Raw genomic sequence first — 24,546 nt, 5'->3', positions numbered from 1 at the left:
CATCATCATCGGCTTGCTCGGCGTGTTGCTGGCGGTGCTGGTCTCCGGTCTCAACGAGATGGTCACCAAGGTTGCTCTCGCCGATATCCGTGGCGCGCTGTACATCGGCTTTGATGAAGGCACGTGGTTGGTCGCCACCTATACCGCCACCTCCGTGGCAGCCATGGCCTTCGCGCCGTGGTGTTCGGTGACGTTTTCCCTGCGTCGCTTCACCCTGTGCGCTATCGGTTTGTTCACCGTGCTGGGCATCCTTTGCCCGTTTGCGCCGAACTACGAAAGCCTGCTGCTGCTGCGTACCGTGCAAGGCCTGGCCGGTGGCGCGCTGCCGCCGATGCTGATGACCGTGGCGCTGCGTTTTTTGCCGGCCAACGTCAAGTTGTACGGGTTGGCCGGTTACGCACTGACCGCCACCTTCGGGCCCAGCCTGGGCACGCCGCTGGCGGCGTTGTGGACCGAATACGTCGGCTGGCAGTGGGCGTTCTGGCAGATCGTCGCGCCGTGCCTGCTGGCCATGGCGGCCGTGGCCTACGGTTTGCCACAAGACCCGCTGCGCCTGGAGCGCTTCAAGCAGTTCAACTGGCGTGGCCTGCTATTGGGCTTTCCGGCGATTTGCATGCTGGTGATCGGCTTGTTGCAGGGCAATCGCCTGGACTGGTTCGAATCGGGCCTGATTACCTTCCTGCTGTGTGGCGGCACATTGTTGCTGGTGCTGTTCATGCTCAACGAATGGTCACAGCCGCTGCCCTTCTTCAACCTGCAGATGCTCGGCCTGCGCAACCTGGCCTTCGCCCTGATCGTGCTGGCCGGCGTGCTGATGGTGCTGACCTCGGTGATCATCATCCCGTCGAGTTTCCTCGCCCAGGTCCAGGGCTACCGGCCGCTGCAAACTGCGCCGGTGATGCTGCTGATGGCGCTGCCACAGTTGATTGCGCTGCCGCTGGTGGCGGCGCTGTGCAACCTGCGCTGGGTCGATTGCCGCTGGGTGCTGGGCATTGGCCTGAGCATGTTGGTGCTGTGCTGCATCGGCAGTTCTCACCTGACTTCGGCGTGGATTCGTGACGACTTTTACGGCTGGTACCTGCTGCAGATTTTCGGTCAGCCGATGGCCGTGTTGCCTCTGCTGATGCTGTCCACCGGCAGTATCCAGCCCATCGAAGGGCCGTTTGCCTCGGCCTGGTTCAATACCGTCAAAGGCCTGGCTGCTGTGATCGCCACTGCGGTGCTGGATACATTGACCACCCAGCGCGGGCATTTCCATTCAACCATGTTGGTGGACCGCCTGGGCAATTCGCCCCTGGCCGACGCTGACGCGCCGGGCCTCGCCCACCGCTTGCACGAGCAGACCGTGGTGCTGACCTCTTCGGATCTTTACGTCGTCATGGCCGGTGTCGCGGTGGCGTTGATCCTGCTGATTTTCTGGATGCCCACGCGGATCTATCCGCCTCGCGCTCCGGCCTGACCACAAGGACTCTCCATGAAACGCAAAGACAAAATTGCCGTCTCCGTTATTGCTGTATTTGCCGTCGGCGTGTTGGTTTACCTGGTTGCGCCGGGCGTACTGGGCAGCAAGCACCAGACCACCAACGACGCCTTTGTCGCCGCCGACTTCACTCTGGTGGCGCCGCGGGTGGCAGGCTTCATCAAGGAAGTGCTGGTAGAAGACAACCAGCGCGTCAAGGCTGGCCAACTGTTGGCGTTGATCGACGACCGCGATTTTCGCGCTGCCGCCCAGGCCGCCGATGCCGACACCCTGGTCGCCCAGGCCCAGCTGAAAAACGCCAGCGCGACCCTGGAGCGCCAGAGCTCGGTGATCGCCCAGGCCCAGGCCACCGTGGCAGCAGATCGCGCAGAAGTGGCGTTTGCCGAGCATGAACTGAATCGCTACAACCACCTCGCTGGCGTCGGTGCGGGCACCGTGCAGAACGCCCAGCAAGCCAAGACCCGCATCGACCAGGCTACCGCGCGCCTGGCCAAATCCACCGCCGTGCTGGCCGCCGAACGCAAGCAGGTGGAAATCCTCACCGCCCAGCGCGACGCCGCCGAAGGTGGGCTTAAACGCGCCCAGGCCGCGCTGGAAATGGCCAGTTATCAGCTGTCTTACACGCGCATTGTCGCACCGGTGGATGGCATGGTCGGTGAGCGTGCGGTGCGGGTCGGCGCCTATGTGACACCGGGCAGCAAGATCCTCGCGGTGGTGCCACTGGCCGAAGCCTACGTGGTGGCCAATTTCCAAGAGACCCAACTGTCGCATATGCACGCGGGGCAAGCGGTGCAAGTCAGCGTCGACAGCCTTGACGGCGAACTGCTCAAAGGCCATCTGGAAAGCCTGGCGCCTGCCACCGGGGTGACCTTCGCCTCGGTCAAGCCCGACAACGCCACCGGCAACTTCACCAAGGTGGTGCAGCGTATTCCGGTGAAGATCGTCCTCGAACCGAACCAGCCACTGACCGAGCGTTTGCGCGTCGGCATGTCGGTGGAAGCCAGCGTCGACACCCGGCCGGTCGCGCAACAGCGTGAGGTGGCCCAGCAATGAAACACGTTGCCTGGCTCACCTTGAGCCTGATCACCCTGAGTGCCTGCACGGTCGGCCCGGATTTCCAGCGGCCCCAGGGCTCGCAGATCAATCAGTGGAGCGAACCCCAGGGCCGCCAGGCCGCCAGCCGCGCCACCAGCGACCCTTTGCAGGAGCGCTGGTGGGATGTGTTCCACGATGCGCAGCTCTCGGCCCTTACACGTCGCGCCCTCAGCGATAACCTCGACCTGAAACTGGCCAGCAGCCGCCTGCAACAAAGCCGCGCTATCCGCCAGGTGACCACGGCCGAGCGCTACCCCAACGTTGATGTCGGCGGCGCTTACCAGCGCAAGCGCAACAGCGGCAAAGGCTTGAACGACCCTTCCGGCGAGAACGGCCGCTCGGCCTTCAACCAATGGGACATGGGCTTCTCCGCTTCTTGGGAACTGGACTTCTGGGGCCGGGTCAAGCGCGAAACCGAAGCCGCCGACGCCACCCTGGAAGTCGCCGAAAACGACCGTCGCGCCGTGTTGTTGTCGGTACTGGCCGAGACCGCCCAGGACTACATCCAACTGCGCGGCGTCCAAAACACCCGCGCCGTGACCGAGCAAAACCTCGACGTCGCTCGCCACAGCCTCAAGCTCTCGCAACTGCGTCTGGCCGACGGCGTCGCGACCGACCTGGACGTGGCCGAAGCCGCCGCTCAAGTCGCGGCTATCGAGGCGCGCCTGCCGGATTTACAACAGCGCCAGGACCAATTGATCAACGCCCTTAGCCTGCTGATGGGCGAGCCGCCCCAGGCCCTGCACGCGCAGCTGTCCAAGGATGCACCTGTGCCGCAAACCCAGCGCCAGGTCGCGATCGGCTTACCATCAGAGCTGGCTGAACGGCGCCCAGACATCCGTCAGGCAGAAGCTCGCTTGCACGCTGCCACTGCCAGCATCGGCGTGGCCAAGGGCGACTTTTACCCACGCATCACCTTGTCCGGCAGCCTCGGCTCCCAAGCCATGCAGCTCTCGGATTTCGGCTCCTGGGGTTCCCGCGCCTTTGCCTTCGGCCCGCAATTGAGCCTACCGCTGTTCAACGGCGGGCGCCTGCAAGGCATGGTCGATTTGCGTGAAGCCCAGCAACAGGAAGCGGCGCTGGCCTACCAGCAAACCGTGCTACGCGCCTGGCATGAAATCGATGATCAACTGTCCCGCTACAACGCCAGCCAACTGCGTCGCGACAGCCTGGCCGAAGCGGTGCGCCAGAACCAGATCGCACTGACCACTGCGCAACATCAGTACGTCGAAGGCGTGGCGGATTTCGTCAACGTACTCACCGTGCAAAGCGCATTGCTGGCGACGCAGGAGCAGTGGGTGGAAAGCTCCACCGGCGTGTCGTTGGCCATGGTCGGGCTGTACAAAGCGCTGGGAGGAGGGTGGGAGTCGGTGTACCCGTTGCAGACCGCTGTGCGCTGAGCGAGAAAGAGTTTTTGTCAGTCGCCAAATAAGATGTAATGATAATTGCTCTCAATAACACTTCTGAGCTTTTCATGGGCATCGCGACTGACGGCCAGCAACAGCTTCACATCCTGTACCGCGACCATCATGGCTGGCTGCAAGGCTGGTTGCGCAAGCGTCTGGGCGACCGGGAACAGGCCGCCGATGTGGCTCAGGACACCTTCCTGCGCCTGCTGGTGGCCGGGCGCTTCCCGGGTGACAAAGAAAGCCGCAGCTACTTGGCGCAGATCGCCCGCAACCTGGTGATCGACCAATGGCGCCGCCTGCGCATCGAGCGTGCGTACCTGGAAAGCATCGCGCACCTGCCCGAGCCCGAGTCGCCTTCCCTGGAAACCCGCGCGCTGATCCTCGAAACCCTGATGCAGATCGACGCCATGCTCGACCGCATGCCCGACAATGTACGCCGTGCGTTTTTACTTTCGCAGTTCGAAGGCTTGAGCTATGCGCAAATCGCCGTACGCCTGGGCGTCACCGTCAGCTCGGTGCAGAAGTACATGACCCGCGCCATTGTCGCCTGCTACCAGGTGGTGTACGAAGAATGAAACACGACGCGCCTATCGCCCCCGCGATTGTCGAGCAAGCCAGCGAGTGGTTGATGCTGCAATGGGGCGACGAGCTCAAGGGCGAGCAGCGCCAGGCGTTTGCCCGCTGGCAGGCCGCTGACCCGGAACACCGCCGCGCCTGGCAGCGCTTGCAGCAGCTGCAACACACCCTGGGCGGCGTACCTGCCGACAGCGCTCGCGCAGTATTGCGCGACACCCCGGATACCCAACGCCGGGCCGCGCTCAAACTGCTCGGCCTGCTGTTGGTGGCCGGTGGCAGCGGCTACCTGGTGCAACGCAGTGAAACCTGGCAAGCGGCCTTTGCAGAGCTGCGTACCGCCACGGGCGAAATTCGCCATATGACCTTGAGCGACGGCACGCAACTGGACCTTAACAGTGACAGCGCCGTAGACCTGCGTTTCAGTGCTACCGAGCGGCGTATTCGGCTGATCCGAGGCGAGGTCCTGCTGACCAGCGGCCACGACGCCTCGCGCCCGTTGATCGTCGAAACGCCAGCCGGTGATGTGCAGGCGTTGGGCACGCGCTTTGCGGTGCGTGAACTGCCCGACGGCAGCCGCGTGGATTTGTACGAAGGTCGCCTGCGGGTCACGCCGTTGCAGGGCACGCCGGTGCATATGCAGGCAGGGGACAGCCTGTGGTTCAACGCACGCCAAAGCACCGCGTTGCCGGCAGTGAGCGCCAATGCCAGCAGTTGGACCGAGCATCGTCTGGTTGCCGAACGTCAGCCGTTGGGTGAGTTCGTGGCGCAACTGAGTCGCTACCGCCCGGGCCTGTTGCGCTGTGATCAGGCGGTGTCGAACCTGCTGTTGACCGGCGTGTTCCCGCTGAACGACACCGACGCGATCCTGGCGGCCTTGGAGCGTTCATTGCCCGTGCACGTGCAGGCGGTGACCCGTTACTGGGTAACGATCAAGGCGCGGGTCTGAAAATACTTTGTACAGGGCTTGTCGGTTTCTGCGGCCCGTTCGGGATACCTCTTGAAAGCCAATCAAGAAGCGTTCTCACGGGGAGTCCTGCCATGTCGCACCACCCAATCCAACCTTTGGCCCGCGCGCTGCGTCGTGGCCTGTTTGCCGGCCTGCTGGCAACGGCTCCGGTACTGCCGAGCATGGTTCAAGCCGAAGAAAGCACCGAAGCGCTGCGCAGCTATGACATTCCGGCGGGCAGCCTCGACCAGGCGTTGAACCGTTTCGCCAGTGCCTCAGGCATCTTGCTGTCGGTTGACGCATCGCTCACCGACGGCAAGCGCAGCGCCGGCTTGAAAGGGCGTTACGGTGTAGGTTCGGGATTGCAGCGCTTGCTGGCGGGCAGTGGTTTGGCGGCGGTGCAATCCCAGGGCGGTTGGTCGTTGCAGGCCCTTTCCGGCGACGGAGCCTTGCAGTTGGGCGCGACCCAGATAAGTGGCCGGCAGGAGCAGGAAAGCGCCTGGGGCCCGGTGGACGGTATTGTCGCCAAGCGCAGCGCCTCGGGCAGCAAGACTGACTCGGCGCTGGTGGAAATCCCCCAGACCATCAACGTGATCACCGCCGCCGAGATCAAGGCGCGTGGCGCCCAGAGTGTCACCCAGGCGTTGCTCTACACCCCAGGTATGAGCGCTGGTGGTTTTGCCGACCGAGTCAAATTGTTCGATGAGCCGACGTCACGCGGCTTCTCGCCCACGCCGCTGTACCTGGATGGCCTGCACCTGCCTTATGGCGGCGGCAGCACAGGTGGCGCGTTGCAGATCGAGCCGTATTCCCTGGAGCGCATCGAAGTGCTCAAAGGCCCGGCGTCCGTGCTTTACGGCCAGAACCAACCGGGCGGCATCGTCAATATGGTCAGCAAGCGCCCCAGCGAAACGCCGATACACCAAGTGGTACTGGAAGCCGGCACCTACGAACACAAAAGCGCGGCCATCGACCTGAGCGGCCCGCTGGACGAGGAGGGGCAGTTTCTCTACCGCCTGACCGGCCTGGCGAATGACGCGCAAGACGAAATCAACTACGTCGAAAACAAGCGCCAGTTCATCGCCCCCAGCCTCACCTGGCGCCCCAACGACGACACCAGCCTGACCCTGTTCGCCCAGTACCAGAAAGACAAAGGCGTGCCCGAAGCCCAAGGCCTGCCGGCGTCCGGCACGCTGTGGGACAACCCCAACGGCAAGATCAAGCGCGATGTGTTTATCGGCGAGCCGGGCGTCAACCAGTACAACCGCGAGCAATACGTGCTGGGTTACGAAGTTTCCCATCGCCTCAACGACATCTGGACCCTTAAGCAAAACGCCCGTTACGCCGAGGTCGACGACCGCTACACCGCGCCCTTGCACGGCTACCGCTTTGTCGCCAACCCCAACACCGGCGTGCAGGACCAACGCTACCTGCAACGCTTCGGCGTGGACTGGTCGCAGACCAACAAAGTGTTCGGCGTGGACAGCATCGCCCAGGCTGAATTCGACACGGGCGCACTGTCCCACACCTTCATCGTTGGCCTGGACTACTACCATTCCAACTCGCAGTTCCATGGCCTGTATGACCGCAACCCGCCGATCATCGACCTGTTCAAACCGGTGTACGGCCAGCCCTTGAACTTCGGCCAACCGTACCGCTGGGACCGCACCATTACCCAGACCGGCCTGTATCTGCAGGACCAGATCAAGCTGGATAAATGGGTGCTGGTACTCCGTGGCCGCTATGACTGGGCGAATGTGGTGAACAAGGAGCCGATACAGGACACCCGCTTTGCCAGCAAAGACCAGGCATTCACCGGCCGTGCGGGCCTGGTGTACCTGTTCGATAACGGCGTATCGCCCTTCGTCAGTTATTCGGACTCCTTCTTGCCGCTGGCCGGCACTGATGCGAACCGAAAACCCTTCGAACCGTCCACCGGCAAACAGTACGAAGTCGGCGTGAAGTTCCAGCCACCGGGCCAGAAGAGCTTCATCCAGGCCTCTGTGTACCAACTGGACCAGGAAAACGTGCTGACCACCAACCCGGTGGACACCACCTTCAGCACCCAAAGCGGCGCCCTGCGCTCGCGAGGTGTTGAACTGGAAGCCAAGGCCGTCTTGAGTGATGCCTGGGACGTGGTCGCCTCGGCTGCGCGCAATGACGTCAAATACATCAAGGACAACGATGGCCGCCAAGGTCGCCACCCGGCCGGCATCTCCCCACTCACCGCCTCGATGTGGGTCAACTACACCGTGCTCGGCGACACGCCCTTGGCGGGGCTGGGTGCAGGGCTTGGCGTGCGTTACGCCCGTCAAAGCCTGGGCGACTACTACGAAGGCGCCTTCAACGTGCCGTCCTACAGTGTCTACGATGCAAGCCTGAGCTACGACCTGGGCGCCTCGCCGCTCAAGCTCAAGGGCGTGAAGCTGGCGATGAACGTGCAGAACCTCAGCAACAAGACCTACGTCTCGCAGTGCACCAGTGATCTGGATTGCTACTACGGGGAAGGACGCACGGTGGTGTCGAGCCTGACGTACGATTGGTAACTTAGCGTTTAGGTGATATTTGCTGCGGCGCGCACCCTTCAAGGGTGCGCTCTGTTGCCGCCCTACACCAGGTCCGCTGCAAATCGTGTACACACATTGGAAAGCATGCGTACCTCGGCACCGCTACAGCCTGCCGCTTCGAAAAAGCCGGAGGCTTCTCGCACGACGGCATACATATCCGTGACGATGGACCTTGCTTCATCCGCCCCCAACCCAAAGCGTTCAGGCGTACTCAGCAAATTGCTGACAGACGATACCCTGCCTTCATTGCCGATGATCAGCGCCTGCAAGCCGAGTTGCGTGGGGTGGGGCAACACGTCAAATACTGGCGCAAGGGAGTAGCCCGAGGCGCTGGTCAGCAGCAGCCCGGTTTGTTTCAGGTGGTCGTCGCTATTGCCGATGAGCACGTTGAAGGCCATACGCTTGTAAAGCTCGCGCATGTCAAAGGTGGCATCGTCGCTGACCTTCTTCAATACGTCGGCGATTCTGGAATATGAAACGGCACCGTCAGCCGCATCAACCCGCATTCTTGGCTTCTCCGTGCTTACCAAAGAGTTGCAGCTGACATAGTGCTCGCGGCCAGCGCCTTCATGTCGGTCAAAACGCTCGACCATCAACACCGGTTTGCCGGCGACCTCTACCAATTTGCGCCCGGCTGCGGGTAGACCCGCAGCATCCGCCATTTGAAGGCTGGCGAATTCCGCCCGTGGCTGGTCGAACACATCGTCGCTACGGCCGAGTTTAGCAATCCATTCCTTGCCTTCATGGGTCACGGTGACCTTCGGCCTGGCGCCGCCCATGGAACTCCCAAACTCGAATAACCGTGCGATTTCCGCAGGCAGGTCGACGTCACCCTTCTCGACTCGATCAAGGCCCACCATGATTTTCTCAAGGTCTTCAAATTGCGGGGGTTGGTGCAGGGTTGGCAGCTGACTTCTTGACGCACTGAACAGCAGGCAACCCACTCCTGCTCCCCGCGAGGCAAGCAGCCATTCAACTTCGTTTTGTGGATGCTGTTTGTGGGTCGCCAGCAGAACACGCCGACCCCAATTATCGGGCGTTGCATCGTCGAGCACACCAAACATGCGCGTCGAGGAATACTGGTTAGGGGTCAGTGGCAAACTCAGCGGGTCAATCGCAAATGCGTCGGGCCGTGCGAGCCAACTGTTGGCGTAGCGAAAAACGAATCCATTCCCATGCATGGCCACTTCGCCAACAGGGACCGGGTCACCGACTAAGTGAGCTGAAAAAACAAAGGCATTACCAATCGGCTTCCAGGACATCGTGTTCTCCTTCAGTGCGAATTCGCTCAGGCTCACGGGCGAGGCTCATGGTAATGCCAACTTGGTCAAGTTCTGGTGACGCAATGCTCGCCATACCTTCTTCCAAGTCCATCGCGCTAAGTACATTCATCAGCACGCCGAGGGATACGCCGGCCTCGCCCTGCCTCAGCCGCTGATACGTCTGCCGCGTAATGCCCGCGCGGCTGCATATGGTGGAGATTTTCAACCGGCGACGAATGCGGGCTACTTCGATACCGTTCCCGATACCTCTCATTAGCTCAGCGCTTCTCTCTGAGATGTACCCTTTGTGCGGGTAGGGTTTCGCTGTTTCTTGCATGATATATCACTCTTTAAAGCAATAAAGGTAACTTATATCATCCAAGCCTCTAAGGCCACCTGCAAAAAACCGGCTCGATGCTAAGGTTTTTTGTAGGAGCGAGCTTGCTCGCGAAAAACTCACAGGCGCCGCGTTCAATCAGGAAACACGCGTTGTCGTTGACGTTTTTCGCGAGCAAGCTCGCTCTTACAGAGGGCATTAGGCTCGATGCCCGGTTTTTTTCAGGGTTGGAAGACTCAAGGGTTTTGCAAAAACACCACATACCCCCGAAACCACTCACTTCCCTGTAAATACCCCGGCGCTTGCCACTCGCCTCCCTGAATCAAGCCGACCTTGAACGGCATCCCCAGTCGATTCATCCGCGGCAAATACGCGCCATAGTCAGGGATGCTGTGGCGCCCTTGATACGTCTGCACCACCACTTCATCCACCACGCCTTTGAGCTGGGCGATGGCGGCCGGGTCGGCGTTGCTGCTCCAATCCATCAGGCCGGTGATGCTCAACCGCAGGTCGGCAGGCAGGCGCTGGCGCAGGTCGCGCAGAAAGTCGGCGTATTCGTGCAGGTATTGGGTGCGGGCGTCGAAGTCGATCTGGATGCCGATCACCGGGTTACCCGCGTCGCGCCAGCGTTGCACCTGGCCGAGCACTTGGGTGTAGACCTGTTCCGGCCAGTGCAAGGTGTGGGCGCGATAGACCACCCAGATTTCGCCTTGGGTAATGCGGGGCACACTGATGCCCTGGGCGATCAATTGCACGCCGCGCTGGGGTGCGCGGCGCGTGGCGTTGATCTGGCCTTGCAGGATGTACAGGGTTTTTGCCTGCTTGATGACCGGCTGGGGCGTGACGCCACTCCACAGCCAGAAGGCGTCGTAGTCGCCTGCGTCAACGGCGCCAAAAGCCGGGCTTGCCAGCAACAGCAAGCCTAGCCACAGCGATTTCACCAGTAGTACTGCAGCGATTTGCCCCACTGGGTATCGGCAAAACCGCTCTTGAGTTGGCGGAACCATGCTTTGCGCACTGCCGGCGCAACGTCTTCGCCGCCGCAGCTGTTGTAGCCGGCCGGCGCGTAGCAGTTGATGGCGCGGAACAACGCATAGGCCTTGTCGGTTTTCGGCGCCTTGGCGTTGGCGATCACCTGTTTGTAGCCGTCCAGGCGCGAGAAGGTTTCACCCTTGAAGTCCGAGGCGGTACTGCCCAGGCTGCCGGCGGCGCGGGGTTGTTCCAACGGCATGCCGTCCAGGCCGTTGCGCAGGATGAATTCACCGAAGCAGTTCAACGCGTGCGGGTTTTTGGCCTCGTTCTGCAGGGTCGCCGCGGTTTGCGCGATGCTTGGGCACGCGTACCCAGATTCGGCCTTGTCGCCGTTCCATTGGAACAGCTTCAAGGTCTGGCCGCTGGTATAGGTGTAGCCCAGGCTGGTGCCGAGTTTGTCGTCAGAGAGCGAGGCCTGCTTGAGGTCATCGGCGAAGGTGGCGTACTGGCCGCGCAGCAGGTCTTTGTAGAGGAGCACGAATTGCGCGCTCTGACGCTCGATCGGGTCGCTGGCGTTGGCGATCTGCTGGCGTAGCAGGTCGGGGCCGGCGACGTTGCGCAGCAGGATGTAGCGCACTTGCTTGGCGCTGATCGGTGAGTCGGCGGCGAACACCTTGGCCAGTTGGCCGCTGCGCTCGTAGTTCATGGCCAATGCCAGCTCCAGCTGGTCACGTTGCAGCGGTTGCTTGGCCAGCGGCAGCAGTTGCAGCCACAGGGCTTCGGCGCCTTTCCAGTCCTGCTTGGCCTCCAGGGCGAGGGCGCGCAGGGTTTGTTGGCTGAAGGCGAAGTAATCCAGGCTCGATGGCACATCCGCAGGCAGGTGCTTCAAGGCCGTGTCGGGTTGGTGCTCGACGTACAGGGCATAGCTGGCTTGCAGGAAGTCAAACAGCGCGGGCTCAGTGGCGAAGGTGCTCTTTTGCTTATCCAGGTCTTCGCGGCTCAACAGCGGCGGGGTGTGGGCGCGCATCGCCATCAGGTCGCTGACCACTTGCAGCATCGGGCTGTTCGCCGCTTGGTTGCCGACCATCAGCAACTTGAGGTCAGCCTCTTCCACCAGTTCGTCCACGCTCACATTGCGCTGGGCGTCGGTGGCCTCGGTGAATTGCCAGGTGAAGTCTTCGGCAAGTTTGGCGTCGTCGTTCGCCAGCCAGTGCACACGGCGCAAGAGCCCACGGGCGGAGGCGACGTAATCGCCCTGTGGGTAAGTTTTCAGGTAACCGAGAAAGCCTTGCTCGGCATCGCTCAGGGCCGACTTATCCACATGCTCGCGTTGCGGCATGCCGTATTCGTCGAAGGCTTCAGCCTGGGCCTGATTCAGCGACGTACGCGCAGTCATGTACAGCGCCGTTTCCTTCAGCCATGGCACATCGCTGGTGGAGGCAGCGGCGAAACCGCGCTCGGCGTAATCGAAGCGCCCGCTGTAGAAGTCGCCGGCGGCCTGCAAATAGGTACGAAACAACTGAGCATTGGCCGACGGGGTCAGCTGCGCGTCCACCACCTGGCGGCTCCAGTCACAGGTGCTCAGTAATTGCAGGCGTGCTTTGACCAACACATCGCGCTCGGCGGGCGGCATCTGGGCCTTGATCACCTGGCTGATAAACGCCGTGGCGCTGTCATCGTCATTGCTGCGGCAACGGCTGCCTTCGCCATTCAGGAAGGCCTGGCCTGCGGTCTTGTACTCCTCGCGCTTGATACCCAGGGGCTGGAGCAAAGTGTCGAGTTCGGCTGTGCGTGAATCGTCAGCCTTGTCATCCGGCTCCTCAGCCGTAGCCGGAACCGGCACCAGGCGATACACCGGAAACGGCACCGGGCCGAACCCTTGCGCCAAATCGTCTTCGCCCAAGGCATTGGGGGCCAGGGGCGCGGCTTTTTTGTCAGCCAGCAACAGGCGCAGGTTCACTCGGCTGTCGTTGCCAGGGCTGAGAAACGGCTGGTTGCTGCACGGCTCGTAGCTGTCCCGCGATACCCGCCAGTCGGGGTAGCATGAGTCGTCAGAACTGGCCTGGGCCGGTAGGGAAAAACCGGCCAGCAGGGCCAGGGCCAGAGGTGACAGCAAACCGATGCGCATAACGTTTCCTTGATCCTGAGTCCTTGGAGAAGGGGCAATAATAGCCTGATCCGGCGAGTGCTTCGGTGAAGGCCTACACAAATTGCTGATTTGTCCGATTCCAGCAGCGAGGCCAGGGCTTTTGGCCTAGAGTGGCGGTGTTTGCGCATGCGCAGTGTTTGTCCTGTAAGAGGGCAGTAGTAGCGGAGTCGATATGCGTCGGTCTGTGGTAGAGCAACACGAAAAAGTCGAGGCATTGCCTGCCTTTCATCGCTTGAGCTGGGAGGGCGCCGGCTGGCTCAGCCGTTTATGGTGGGTACCGATCCTGGCGCTGGCCATGGCCCTGCGGTTTTACCACCTCACCTCGGCGGCGATCTGGGGCGACGAAGGCTCCAGCCTGTTGCTCAGCGAATACGCCCTGGCCGACCTGTGGTTTCACGCGGCCCATGATGTGCACCCGCCGCTGTACTTCTTGCTGCTGCGCGGTTGGATCGAGGTGTTCGGCGACAGCATCGGCTCAATTCGCAGCCTGAGTGCGATCCCCGGCGTGGCCGTCGTGGGCCTGGGCATCTGGCTGACACGGCAACTGTCCACCCGACGCGCAGCCGTGCTGGCGGGGATCCTGCTGGTTCTACTGCCCACTGCGGTGCGCTACAGCCAGGAAGTGCGTATGTATTCGCTGCTGGGCGTGTGGCTACTGGGCGCCACGCTGGCGCTGGTGTACTGGGTGAGGCAGCCCGAACGCGCGCGCTATTTGGCTGTGTATGTGCTGCTGATGAGCGCCGGCTTCTATACCCACTACTTCACTGCGCTGTGCGTGCTGGTGCATTGGGCGTACCTGGGGTTGCAGGCGCCGGGTCAGCGCTTGATCACGCGACCTGCCTGGTGGGTCGCCAACGTGGCGATAGTGTTGCTGTATCTACCCTGGCTGCCCAACCTGCTGGACCTGGTGCAGCACGTCGAACAGCTCAAAGTCGGCGGCGACATTGGTTGGGAAGAGCCGGTCAATCTGCTGTCGCTACCGTCGATGGTCTGGCAGTTCCTTTTGCAGGATGACGGTCTCGGCCTGTGGCCGCCGCTGTTCTGGCTGTTACCCCTGCTGCTGGCCGTGGTGGTTGTATCGACGGCCTGGCGCAATAACGCGGCGCGCCTACCGGCACTGTTTTGCCTGCTACCGCTGCTGCTGGTCTATGGCGTGTCCTTTATCTCGCCCGTGTTTATCGAGCGCTACCTCACGGTGTATGCGTTAGGCCTGCCGATAGTCCTGGCGCTTGCCATCGACCGTTTGCCGTCCCGTTTGTCCTGGCTGGGCGTGGCGTTGTTCGCACTGTTTGTTGGCGTAGAACTGCTGGGGTTAAAAAACAACTTCGAGGTGGATGAACACGACCAGTTCAACGTGCCGGTGGAGTTCGTCAATCGCAACTACCAGGAAGGCGACCGCATCGTCCTCAGCGACATGATGTGGTACCTCAGCTACGTGTATTACGACCAGACCGACGCGCAACTTCAGCTCTACACCCCCCCCAAACCCGACGGGACTGCCACTCGCCCGAACGCCTATGGTTTCGGCACACTGGTGGACCAGGACGGTGGCCGCATCTATCTGGACCGCCTCTCAGCACTGCCTGCTCAAACGCGACGGGTATGGTTGATCAGCAGCAACGAAGCCCCGGATGAATTCGCGCCGCTGCCCACCAGTTGGCACGAACTCAGTCGCCAGGACGGCGGTGGCGCCAGGGCGCGGTTGTTCGTGCTATGCAACGCACCGGCGCCGCAACCTGAAGGCTGCCGCTAGACTCACTTCAACTTACTTATGAGGAACCCTCCATGGAATCGCCAGTGCACAGCCTACCGGCTTTGTTCAAACAGCTTGGCTTGCCGCACGACCCGGTCAGTATCGAGCAATTTGTCGCCTCTCATTCGCCGCTCAAGCCGGAGTTGAAACTGGCGGATGCGTTTTTTTGGAGCGACGCCCAGAAGGCATTTTTGCGTGAAGAGATTCTGGATGATGCGGATTGGGCGGTGGTGGTGGATGAGTTGAACTTGATGTTGCGGAGTGGGCGAGAGGTGTAAAAAAATATCCAAATAAGGGCGAGTATGTAAAAAAAAATGGTGAGCGGTAAAAAAAACTGGGCTTTAATCGCCTAAGTGAATTTTTTCTGGAAAGCTCGCCATGCCAACAGTCGGATACGCTCATCTGTGTGAGGCGCTGGATCTAAAGGTTATCGCACCCTTGAGGACTGCGATGATCAAGCCGGTGACGAGGATTACCTTGATCGGCGACTGCCTGGCAGTTCCCCATTCGGTGGCGCCCGCCCAACATGCGCTGTTTGAGCATGTGTTATTTGCGCTTAAGCATGAAGGCGTGAACCTGGCGATACTTGCTCAGGTGTTTGAACAGCTCGGCCCAGAACCGTTTTTGGACGCGCTGGCCGACTCGCCTAACGGTGCGTTTATCCGAAAAGCCTGTTTTCTGTGGGAAGGCTTTACCGGGAAAATGCTGGATCACACCCTTCCTGTTCGTGGTCGCGTTGTTCCCTTGTTCGATCCCCAGCGCTATGTAACCGGCCCGAGCATTCGCAACAGTCGTTGGCGAGTGGATTTCAACGGTTTGGGCTCTTTGCATTATTGCGCCACCGTAGAGCGAACGCCTGAGCTGGAAGCGTTGTTGGCGCTTGATGTATTGGCTCGTGCCAAATCCTTCATGGCCACCCTCCCTCCGGAAATGATGGACCGCGCCATCCAGTGGGCATACCTGCACGAAACCCGCGACTCATTTGCCATCGAAAAAGAACAACCCAGCGAAGAAAAATCCCGCCGCTTCGTCCAACTCCTGCGCCAGGCCCACGAAGGCCGGTTGCTCACCGAGGACTACTTGGTCGAGCTGCAAAACAGCACCATCTCCAATCCGTTTGACAAAGCCGTCGCGTTTCGCCACGAACAGAACCATCTGCACAACGGGCTACGCGGCGCAGCCGGTGTGAGCTACGTGCCGCCAGCTCCCGCGCTTTGCCAGGAATTAATGGAAGAGCTGATGGCCTTCGCCAACCAGCCCGTGCGAGACGTCGATCCTTTAGTGGCGGCCGCGGTCACCGCTTTTGGTTTCGTCTTCCTGCACCCGTTCATGGACGGTAATGGGCGCCTGTCTCGCTTCCTGATTCACCAGACGCTCTGCCACTACGGCGCACTGGAAAATGGCTTGCTGCTACCGGTCTCTGTCGCCATGAAGCACGAGGAACAAGCCTATCTGGAGGCACTCAAGACCTTCTCCCAGCCGACTCGGGAATTCTGGAACGTCACCTGGCTGGACGCCGACCACATGGCGTTCGACTTCATCGGCCACCCCTCGATCTATCGCTACTGGGATGCGACCCGCTGCGTCGAATTCACCCTGCAAATGGCCCGCCGCGCACTGGAAGTGGAACTGCGCGAAGAAACCGAATTCCTCGACCGTTATGACCAAGTGATCAAAGCGGTGAACCAATGCTACGACGTGCGCGGCAGCGATCTTTCGAAGCTGGTGATGATGTGCCTGGATAACGGTGGGAAGCTTTCCAAGCATCGGCGTAAGCAGTTTCAGTACAGTGTGGCGGAAGAGGTGTTTGGGTTTATTGAGGAGGAGAGCTTGAGGTTGATGGGCGAGTAAGAGGTCATCCAGTCACGCCAGATGAGGCGTCTGAAAAAAAGGAATTCCGTATCTGAGTGATGTGATAAGCGCCTCAGATGTTTTGCGAGAGCACAGTGATGTGCAAATTGTCATGTTTATGGGGGCGTTGGTTGGTTTTACAGGCCTCAATTTTCGCATCCTGTGCCATGTTTTTTCTTCAGAAAAAATCAGTCAGGTGGCTTGTCTTTTTTCAAACCCCCTTACGACTTGTGCACATTATTCCGTCCGTTTCGCTCCTGTTGATTGGCGCTCGAGTTTTCCCGCATTACAACGTACTGGCAATGGCTGGATTGATCGGTGCGTCGGAGATTTTAAAAGTCTGGAGCGTGTGGCGATGGAGCAAAAAATGCTGACGCTGACCTAATGTGGGAGCGGGCTTGCCCGCGAAGGCGGCGTGTCAGTCACTGAATATTCAACTGAACCACCGCTTTCGCAGGCAAGCCAGCTCCCACATTTTGTTTGTCGTATGGTGAATATCAGCGATTTGCTGATGCCTACCCTAAAACCCGCTTTACTCAAGCCACATCCCACCACTCATCTGCGAAATTGTTTCAAAACTTGACGATGCTTCATGCATCGACCATATTGATAGTTAGCAAACTAACTGTATGCGAACTATCCAGTGCCTCAATCCCTCGAACAACTCCAGATGAGCCTCAGCAGCAGCATGGTGGTGGGCGCCCGTAATTGGCGCAAAATCTGCCAGACCACGCTGGTCAGCTATGGCATCTCCGAAGCCTGCGCCGTGCCGTTGTTGATGATCGGTCGCTTGGGCGACGGTGTGCACCAGGTCAAAGTAGCCCAGGCTTCCGGTATGGAAAGCCCATCACTGGTGCGCCTGCTCGACCGACTGTGCGGTGACGGCTACGTATGCCGCACCGAAGATATCCACGACCGCCGCGCCAAGGCTCTGAGCCTTACCGAGCGTGGCCGTGAGTTGGTGCAGGCGGTGGAGGCGCAATTGGTGCGTCTGCGCAAGGATGTGTTGGCCGATATCGCCCCCGACGATCTGCGAGCGGCACTGCGTGTATTGCGCGCCTTCGAAGCGGCCGAGGCTGTGACGCCTTGAACGGATTTTTTACTGGCTTCCCGCCCGCCCGCGACTGGTTCTACGGGGTGCGTACCTTCGCTGCGTCGATGATCGCGCTGTACATCGCCATGCTCATGCAAATGCCGCGTCCGTACTGGGCGATGGCCACGGTGTATATCGTCTCCAGCCCGTTTGTCGGCCCTACCAGTTCCAAAGCCCTGTACCGCGCCATCGGCACCTTGATGGGCGCGGCGGCGGCGGTGCTGTTTGTGCCGATGTTCGTTCAGTCACCCTACATTCTGGTGGTGGTGATTGCGTTGTGGACCGGCACTTTGCTGTTCTTATCCATGCACCTGCGCACCGCGAATAACTATGCCCTGATGCTGGCCGGCTACACCTTGCCGCTGATTGCTCTGCCGGTGGTGGATAACCCCTTGGCGGTCTGGGATGTGGCGGAGGCGCGTACCGAAGAAATTTTCCTCGGCATCGCGGTCGCAGCGGTGGTGGGCGCGATGTTCTGGCCTCGGCGCCTGATGCCGGTGTTCGATGGCTCGGTGGCCAAGTGGTTCAGCGACGCCCAGGTCTATAGCCAGCGCTTCCTCACCCGTCAGGTAGACCCAGAAGAAGTCAGTAACCTGCGCGGCGGCATGGTCGCCACCTTCAACACCCTTGAGTTGATGATCGGCCAGTTGCCTCACGAAGGCGCGCGGCCACAAACGGTGCGCAACACCAAGGAACTGCGCGGGCGCATGATCCATCTGCTGCCGGTAATCGATGCACTGGATGATGCGGTGTACGCCATCGAGCATCGCGCACCGGAGTTTCTCGACCGGCTCAAACCGTTGCTGGAAGAGGCCAACGCCTGGCTGCAAAGCACCACCGAACAAGCACCCCTGGAACGCTGGCGCGTGCTGCGTGACCAGATCGACGCCGCCCAACCCCAGGGCGAAGCGCTGGATGACCGCCACACGTTGCTGTTCTCCAACGCCCTGTACCGCCTGGGCGAATGGGTCGACCTGTGGCAAGACTGCCGCAGCCTGCAAGCCGCCATCCAGTGTGAAAGCCAGGACACCTGGCGCGCCGTCTACCGCCACTGGCGCCTGGGCCGGCTCACGCCGTTTCTCGACCGTGGCCTGATGTTCTACTCGGCGTTTTCCACCGTGACCGCGATCATCGTCGCCTCGGTGCTGTGGATTCTGCTGGGCTGGACCGACGGCGGCAGCGCCGTGATCCTCGCCGCCGTTGCCTGCAGCTTTTTCGCCTCGATGGACGATCCGGCACCGCAGATCTACCGGTTCTTTTTCTGGACCGCCATGTCGGTGCTGTTCGCCAGCCTTTACCTGTTTCTGGTGCTGCCCAACCTGCATGACTTCCCCATGCTGGTGCTGGCCTTCGCCGTGCCGTTTATCTGCATCGGCACCCTTACGGTTCAGCCACGCTTCTACCTGGGCATGTTGCTGACGCTGGTGAACACATCATCCTTCATCAGCATCCAGGGCGCCTATGACGCGGACTTTCTCAACTTCGCCAACGTCAACCTGGCCGGGCCCGTGGGCCTGCTCTTCGCGTTTGTGTGGACCTTGATTGCCCGGCCCTTCGGCGCAGAGCTGGCGGCCAAGCGCCTCACCCGTTTCAGCTGGCGCGACATCGTCAGCCTCACCGAGCCCGCGACCCTGGCCGAGCACCGGCACATGGCCGCGCAAATGCTCGACCGCCTGATGCAGCACTTGCCGCGCCTGGCCCTCACCGGCCAGGACACCGGCATCGCCCTGCGCGACCTGCGCGTGGCGCTGAACCTGCTCGACCTGCTGGCCTACTCGCCACGCATCCTCGGCGTACCCCGGGTGTTGCTCAACCAGGTGGTGGAAGGCGTGGGCGGTTACTTCAAGGCGTGCTTGAAAGCGGGTGAACGCTTGCCCGCGCCCAGCGGTCTGCTGATGACCCTGGACCGCACGCGTCGTGCCCTTAACGGCCAGGGCCTGCAAGACGAAGAGGACACGCGCCTGCATCTACTGCACGCCTTGGCCGGCCTGCGCCTGGCGCTGTTGCCCGGGGTGGAGTTCATTGGCGGTACAGAGATGCAAGCGCCGTTACCTGATGGAGCGCCTTTATGATCGGTGACCTGGATATCAGCGGGGTGTTCCTGCCCACGCTGCTGGTGCTGATGGGCATTACTTATGTGTTGTTTCTGGTGGTGCACGGGCTGTTGACGCGCATGCACTTCTATCGCCTGGTCTGGCACCGGGCATTGTTCAATGTGGGGCTCTACGCGCTGTTGCTGGGCGCGGTGGACTCACTCAGTCGATATCTGATGACATGAAAAAACCTTTTTTGACTATCGGCCGTGTTGTCCTGACGTTGTTGGTCGTGAGTTTCGCGGTCGTCGTTGTGTGGCGCATGGTCATGTACTACATGTTTGCGCCCTGGACCCGTGACGGCCACATCCGTGCCGACATCGTGCAGATCGCCCCGGACGTTTCCGGGCTGATCCAGCGCGTTGACGTGCGCGACAACCAGTTGGTGACCAAGGGCCAGGTGCTCTTCGCCGTCGACCAGGACCGCTTCAAGCTGGCCCTGCGCCAAGCCCAGGCCGCCGTGGCCGACCGCCAGGAAACCCTGGCCCAGGCCCAGCGCGAGTACAAGCGTAACCGTGGCCTGGGCAACCTGGTGCCCAGCGAGCAACTGGAAGAGAGCCAGTCCCGCGTCGCCCGCGCCCAATCGGCACTGGCCGAAGCGCAAGTGACGGTGGACTCCGCCCAACTCAACCTCGACCGCTCGGTGATCCGCAGCCCTGTGGACGGCTACGTCAACGACCGCGCACCGCGTACCCAGGAGTTCGTCACCGCCGGGCGCCCGGTGCTATCGGTGGTGGACAGCAATTCCTTCCACATCGACGGTTATTTCGAAGAGACCAAACTCGACGGCATTCACGTGGGCATGGGCGTGGATATCCGTGTGATCGGCGACAACGCGCGCCTGCATGGCCACGTGCAGAGCATCGTCGCCGGTATCGAAGACCGCGACCGCAGCAGCGGCTCCAACCTGTTGCCCAACGTCAACCCTGCTTTCAGCTGGGTGCGCCTGGCCCAGCGGATCCCCGTGCGCATTGCCTTCGATGACGTGCCGGCGGACTTTCGCATGATCGCCGGGCGCACGGCGACGGTGTCGATCATTGACGACAAAGTTAAAGACGGGGACAAACCATGAAGCGGCTTCTGGCAACCGCTTCCCTGGGGTTGTTGCTGTCGGCCTGCCAAGTTGTAGGCCCGGATTACAAACTGCCGGAACAGGCCGCAGTCAACCGTGGCGACCTGCAAGGGCCGATCATGGGTGAAGGCAAAAACGTGGTGTCGGCACCGGTGCCGGCGGATTGGTGGAAGCTGTACAAAGACCCGCGCCTGGACGAACTGGTACGCCAGGCCATGGCCTCCAACACCGACCTGCGCGTGGCCGCCGCCAACCTGCAGCGCTCGCGTTATCAGGTGCAGCAGGCCGAATCCGCTGGCGGCTGGAGTGCCGGCGTCAAGGCCGAGGCCCAGCGTTTGCAGGAATCTGGCGAGGCCTTCTTGCTGCCGGACAAAGTCCCGGTAGGCAATATCGGTAGCGTCGGGATTACCACGTCCTATCAATTCGACCTGTTCGGCACCTTGCAGCGCGGCATCGAAAGCGCCCAGGCCAGCGCCGATGCCACCCAGGCCGCGGCGGATATCGCCCGCATCACCCTGGTGGCCGATGTGGTGCGCTCCTATACCCAGGTGTGCGCGGCCAACGAAGAACTGGCGATTGCCAACGAGTCCCTCGACCTGCAAGCCCAGAGCACCAAACTGACCCAGCGCTTGCGAGATGCCGGGCGTGGCGATGAGACCCAGGTGACTCGTTCGCAAACCCAATACAAATCCCTGCGCGCCGATATACCGCGTTATGAAGCCTCGCGTCAGGCGGCGCTGTTCCGGCTGTCGATGTTGCTGGCCAAACCTGTCGACCAACTGCCAGCCGGCACGGGCACCTGTGCCGAGCTGCCACATATTGCTCAACTGCTGCCGGTAGGCGATGGCGCCACGCTGCTCAAGCGCCGCCCTGATGTGCGCCAGGCCGAACGCCAGCTGGCCGCCGCCACGGCGCGTATTGGCGTGGCGACCGGCGCGTTGTACCCGGATATCAGCATCGGCGCCACGGTCGGCACTGTGGGCTTGTTGGAGAACCTCGGCACGCCTGCCACCAACCGCTGGGGCTTTGGCCCGATGATCAGCTGGACTGTACCGACCAACGGCGCTCGCGCCCGCGTGCATGAAGCTGAAGCCGCGACCCAGGGCGCCCTGGCCCACTTCGACGGCGTGGTGCTCAACGCCATCCGCGAAACCCAGACCGGCCTGGCCCAATACACCGCCGTGTTGCAACGCCGCGACGCCCTGGCCGACGCCGAACAGTCGGCGCGAGAAGCCGCCGGCCAGATCCATCGCTTCTTCCAGGCCGGCCGCGAATCCTTCCTGGCCGACCTGCAAGCCACGCGCACCTACACCGATATGCGTGCGCAACTGGCGGCGGCCAACACCCAGGTTGCCATGAGCCAGATCGACCTGTTCCTGGCCCTGGGCGGCGGTTGGGAAAGCGGACGAACGCAAGGGGTAAAACCCGGCAAACCGTGAGGTGATTGCTATGCTTTGTCAGGTGAGGCGCCGTGACGCCTCACCCGACAAAGCTCGCGTTTGCTCATGGGGATTCCAAGAATGAAAAACCCTTATGCTCCCGCTTTCTGGTGCGTGCTCTTCGCACTGGTTTTGTTATCGGCCGCGTATTTTTACGGCGTCATGCTCGCCCATCAACTCGACAAGGCCATGGTGTTCCTCGACAGCGCCTGCCTGGTGATCGGCACCTTGTCCATCGGCGTAGTGGCCTGGGCGTCGTATCAAAACCAGCGCGTGAAGAAAAAACTCCTCGAACAGGGCAAGACCCGCGTGGCTATCTGGGACACCAAGGTCGCCCTGCGCCGTGTCGAAACCGTGTTCGATCGCTATTTCTGGGGCAGTTACTGGCAGCCGGGGCGCACGTTCCAGGAAGTCATGGGTGACCTCACCGGCACGCCGCTGGAAAAAAGCCTCGAAGTCCTGAAAAAACAATGTGTGCTGCTGGATCGGCAGGTTGCCGACGGTAGGCACTGGCTGGATAACGCGCGGGAATTGTCCGACGTGGCCACGCAAATGGCCCGGGAGCGCTACCAGCTGGACTTTTGCGACCCCAAGGCCGACACCCCTGGCAATGCCGTGATACATCGCGAGTTCGAGGTGCTGGTGTACACCTGGACCGCACGCTTGAAGAGTTTTGATCACCAACTGGATGAAGTCGAACAGGAGTACTCCTGAACTCCTGCTGAACTGATCCCTCTGAAAGGTTGGGCCGTTTACGCCCGCCAGTGCTAATCTTCCCCCGTTTTCGGCGGGCTTGAGCCAATCCCCTCAGGGGTTCAAGGAAGACAGCCCACTTCTCACAGGATTTGATCAGGTCACTTCATGAATAAGCCAGCCGTTGTTTTCTTGGGTTTTGTTGTCGCCGTCGGCGCCGTCAGTGCGGGCGGTGCCTGGTACACCGGTAAACAACTGGAGCCGGTCCTGCAAACCGCTATCCAGAGCGCCAATAAAGAACTGCAGACCTCCATGGCCGGCGTCGATGGCAGCGTGACCCTGGAGCTGGTGTCCCTGGACCGTGGCGTGTTCAGCAGCACCGCGCACTATCGCCTCAAAGGCCAAGGCAGCGTGTTCGGCGAAGACAACCCGAACCCCGAATTGCTGTTCGTCGACCATATCGAACACGGCCCGCTGCCGTTCTCGCGCCTGGTGACCCTCAAGTGGTTGCCGGTCATGGCCACCAGTCACTACGAACTGGAAAAGAACCCCACCACCGAAAAATGGTTCGCCGCCAGCAAAGACGTGTCGCCGCTCAAAGGCGTGGCGAATATCGGCTATAGCCGTTCGGTCAGCGGCAACATCGAATTGCTGCCCCTGGAGTTCAAGGACGCCACTTCCTCGGTGAGCTTCTCCGGCGCCAACCTCAACTTCGACAGCAGCGCCGAAGGCCAGAAGGTCAAGGCCGAAGGCTTCATGAACAGCCTCAAGGTTGCCGCAGTGGACGCCGAAGGCGCACCGTTCGAAGCGGAGCTGGCCGGCCTGACCGTCGCCAGCAACCTGGAAAAAACCACCTTCGGTTTCTACACCGGCCAGAACACTGTGGAGCTGACCGACACCAAGGTCACCTTCGGCCCGCAGAAAGCCGTGCTGACCCTCAAGGGTTTCGAGCAGAAAGACTCCAGCGAAACCAAGGACAACAACCTGGCTGGCCGCGTCGACTACAAGATCGACGAGATCGGCTACCAGGGCAAAGCGGTAGGCTCGGCCGCCATGGCCGTGAGCATGAAGAACGTCGACATTCCGGCGATGCTGGTGCTGACCAAGCTCTACCAGGACAAGATGCAACCGGTGCAAGCTGCCGCTGCTGCCGGTCAACCGGTGCCGGAGCTGCAAATGACCGAAGCCGAGCAAGCCCTGGCGGAAGCCAATGTCAACCAGGTGCTGGCCGCCAAGCCGCAACTGGCTGTGGAAAACTTGTCGCTCAAAACCACCCGTGGCGAAAGCAAGTTCAACCTGGTGGTGGACCTGACCAAGCCAACGTCTATGGAGCTGCCGCCGGTTGAACTGGGCAAGCAAATGGTCTCGCTGCTGGATGCCAACCTGACCCTGTCCAAGCCGATGATCAGCGACGTGGCGGCCCTTCAAGCCCAGGTGGGCGGCGTGACCGACCCGCAAGCCATCGAACAGCAATCGCAGATGGCGGCCGAGATGGTCAGCAGCATGGCGGTCGGTACTCAACTGGCGACCCTGGTGGGCACCGACGTGGTTTCCAAGCTGCACTACGCCAACAACGAGGTGACCTTCAACGGCCAGAAGATGACCGTTGAGCAGTTCCTCGGCTTTGTGATGTCCAAAGCCGGTGCGGTCAGCGGCGCCCAATAAACCTGAAATGCGATAAAAAAATGTGGGAGCTGGCTTGTGTGGGAGCTGGCTTGCCTGCGATAGCATCGCCCCGGTCTGGCTGAACGACCGAGGT

Annotated in this window: 21 protein-coding genes; 17 read left to right on the top strand and 4 right to left on the bottom strand. The window is 61.2% G+C overall.

The window, feature by feature from the left end; all coding sequences use genetic code 11:
- From GIV26_RS24105 to GIV26_RS24080, 6 genes are all read left to right on the top strand, one after another.
- Positions 1-1,459 (top strand): MFS transporter (locus GIV26_RS24105; protein ID WP_236282485.1); only part of this gene is annotated, 1,459 nt, incomplete at its 5' end.
- A 15-nt stretch (positions 1,460-1,474) separates the two neighbouring features.
- Positions 1,475-2,533, top strand: coding sequence for an HlyD family secretion protein (locus tag GIV26_RS24100; protein ID WP_032878511.1), 1,059 nt, complete (start codon positions 1,475-1,477; stop codon positions 2,531-2,533).
- Positions 2,530-3,975 carry an efflux transporter outer membrane subunit gene (locus tag GIV26_RS24095; protein WP_236282482.1) on the top strand — a complete coding sequence of 482 codons (1,446 nt, stop codon included), beginning with the start codon at positions 2,530-2,532 and terminating at the stop codon, positions 3,973-3,975. Before GIV26_RS24100 ends, GIV26_RS24095 begins: the two co-directional genes overlap by 4 nt.
- 74 nt (positions 3,976-4,049) lie before the next feature.
- Positions 4,050-4,559 carry a sigma-70 family RNA polymerase sigma factor gene (locus GIV26_RS24090; RefSeq protein WP_054922440.1) on the top strand — a complete coding sequence of 170 codons (510 nt, stop codon included), beginning with the start codon at positions 4,050-4,052 and terminating at the stop codon, positions 4,557-4,559.
- The gene (locus tag GIV26_RS24085) at positions 4,556-5,506 is read left to right on the top strand and encodes a FecR domain-containing protein (RefSeq protein WP_236282480.1); all 951 of its coding nucleotides are present in this window, start codon (positions 4,556-4,558) and stop codon (positions 5,504-5,506) included. The genes GIV26_RS24090 and GIV26_RS24085 overlap by 4 nt, the downstream gene beginning before the upstream one ends.
- Before the next feature lie 92 nt (positions 5,507-5,598).
- Positions 5,599-8,052: a TonB-dependent siderophore receptor gene (locus GIV26_RS24080; protein ID WP_236282478.1), complete on the top strand. Its 2,454-nt coding sequence runs from the start codon at positions 5,599-5,601 to the stop codon at positions 8,050-8,052.
- Positions 8,053-8,114: 62 nt separating this feature from the next.
- Here the strand turns inward: GIV26_RS24080 and GIV26_RS24075 are convergent, their stop codons facing one another.
- The 4 genes from GIV26_RS24075 to GIV26_RS24060 form a co-directional block, all read right to left on the bottom strand.
- Positions 8,115-9,335 (bottom strand): type II toxin-antitoxin system HipA family toxin, encoded by a 1,221-nt coding sequence (locus GIV26_RS24075; RefSeq protein ID WP_236282476.1) that lies wholly within the window; start codon positions 9,333-9,335, stop codon positions 8,115-8,117.
- Complete coding sequence (locus tag GIV26_RS24070) at positions 9,313-9,672, bottom strand: helix-turn-helix domain-containing protein (protein ID WP_198790410.1); 360 nt, start codon at positions 9,670-9,672, stop codon at positions 9,313-9,315. The genes GIV26_RS24075 and GIV26_RS24070 overlap by 23 nt, the downstream gene beginning before the upstream one ends.
- A gap of 236 nt (positions 9,673-9,908) precedes the next feature.
- The gene (locus GIV26_RS24065; protein ID WP_236282474.1) at positions 9,909-10,613 is read right to left on the bottom strand and encodes a DUF3142 domain-containing protein; all 705 of its coding nucleotides are present in this window, start codon (positions 10,611-10,613) and stop codon (positions 9,909-9,911) included.
- Complete coding sequence (locus tag GIV26_RS24060; protein ID WP_236282472.1) at positions 10,610-12,772, bottom strand: outer membrane assembly lipoprotein YfiO; 2,163 nt, start codon at positions 12,770-12,772, stop codon at positions 10,610-10,612. The genes GIV26_RS24065 and GIV26_RS24060 overlap by 4 nt, the downstream gene beginning before the upstream one ends.
- 193 nt (positions 12,773-12,965) lie before the next feature.
- Between GIV26_RS24060 and GIV26_RS24055 the strand changes: the two genes are divergently transcribed.
- From GIV26_RS24055 to GIV26_RS24005, 11 genes are all read left to right on the top strand, one after another.
- Complete coding sequence (locus tag GIV26_RS24055) at positions 12,966-14,546, top strand: glycosyltransferase family 39 protein (protein ID WP_057977812.1); 1,581 nt, start codon at positions 12,966-12,968, stop codon at positions 14,544-14,546.
- Between the two features lie 32 nt (positions 14,547-14,578).
- The gene (locus GIV26_RS24050) at positions 14,579-14,824 is read left to right on the top strand and encodes a DUF2789 domain-containing protein (protein WP_054896848.1); all 246 of its coding nucleotides are present in this window, start codon (positions 14,579-14,581) and stop codon (positions 14,822-14,824) included.
- 100 nt (positions 14,825-14,924) lie between these two features.
- A complete protein-coding gene (locus tag GIV26_RS24045; RefSeq protein WP_236282470.1) occupies positions 14,925-16,397 on the top strand; it encodes a Fic family protein in 1,473 nt (490 codons plus the stop codon).
- 100 nt (positions 16,398-16,497) lie between these two features.
- Complete coding sequence (locus GIV26_RS24040; RefSeq protein ID WP_125919887.1) at positions 16,498-16,782, top strand: hypothetical protein; 285 nt, start codon at positions 16,498-16,500, stop codon at positions 16,780-16,782.
- Positions 16,783-17,067: 285 nt separating this feature from the next.
- A complete protein-coding gene (locus GIV26_RS24035) occupies positions 17,068-17,487 on the top strand; it encodes a MarR family winged helix-turn-helix transcriptional regulator (protein WP_236282468.1) in 420 nt (139 codons plus the stop codon).
- Positions 17,484-19,562: an FUSC family protein gene (locus GIV26_RS24030; protein WP_057702319.1), complete on the top strand. Its 2,079-nt coding sequence runs from the start codon at positions 17,484-17,486 to the stop codon at positions 19,560-19,562. Before GIV26_RS24035 ends, GIV26_RS24030 begins: the two co-directional genes overlap by 4 nt.
- On the top strand, positions 19,559-19,768 hold the full coding sequence (locus tag GIV26_RS24025; RefSeq protein WP_003187469.1) for a DUF1656 domain-containing protein: 210 nt from the start codon (positions 19,559-19,561) through the stop codon (positions 19,766-19,768). The genes GIV26_RS24030 and GIV26_RS24025 overlap by 4 nt, the downstream gene beginning before the upstream one ends.
- Positions 19,765-20,655, top strand: coding sequence for an efflux RND transporter periplasmic adaptor subunit (locus GIV26_RS24020; protein ID WP_032894228.1), 891 nt, complete (start codon positions 19,765-19,767; stop codon positions 20,653-20,655). Before GIV26_RS24025 ends, GIV26_RS24020 begins: the two co-directional genes overlap by 4 nt.
- On the top strand, positions 20,652-22,094 hold the full coding sequence (locus tag GIV26_RS24015; protein ID WP_236282466.1) for an efflux transporter outer membrane subunit: 1,443 nt from the start codon (positions 20,652-20,654) through the stop codon (positions 22,092-22,094). The genes GIV26_RS24020 and GIV26_RS24015 overlap by 4 nt, the downstream gene beginning before the upstream one ends.
- Before the next feature lie 81 nt (positions 22,095-22,175).
- Positions 22,176-22,808 (top strand): hypothetical protein, encoded by a 633-nt coding sequence (locus tag GIV26_RS24010; RefSeq protein ID WP_019819550.1) that lies wholly within the window; start codon positions 22,176-22,178, stop codon positions 22,806-22,808.
- Between the two features lie 147 nt (positions 22,809-22,955).
- Entirely contained in the window at positions 22,956-24,452 is a 1,497-nt protein-coding gene (locus tag GIV26_RS24005) for a YdgA family protein (protein ID WP_236282464.1), read from the top strand.
- The last annotated feature ends 94 nt before the right edge of the window (positions 24,453-24,546 follow it).

Source organism: Pseudomonas sp. PA-1-3F, from assembly GCF_021609665.1.
In the GTDB taxonomy this organism is placed as follows: domain Bacteria; phylum Pseudomonadota; class Gammaproteobacteria; order Pseudomonadales; family Pseudomonadaceae; genus Aquipseudomonas; species Aquipseudomonas paracarnis.
Note: the sequence above shows the minus strand (reverse complement) of the source record. Positions and strands in the feature narration are given on the sequence as shown.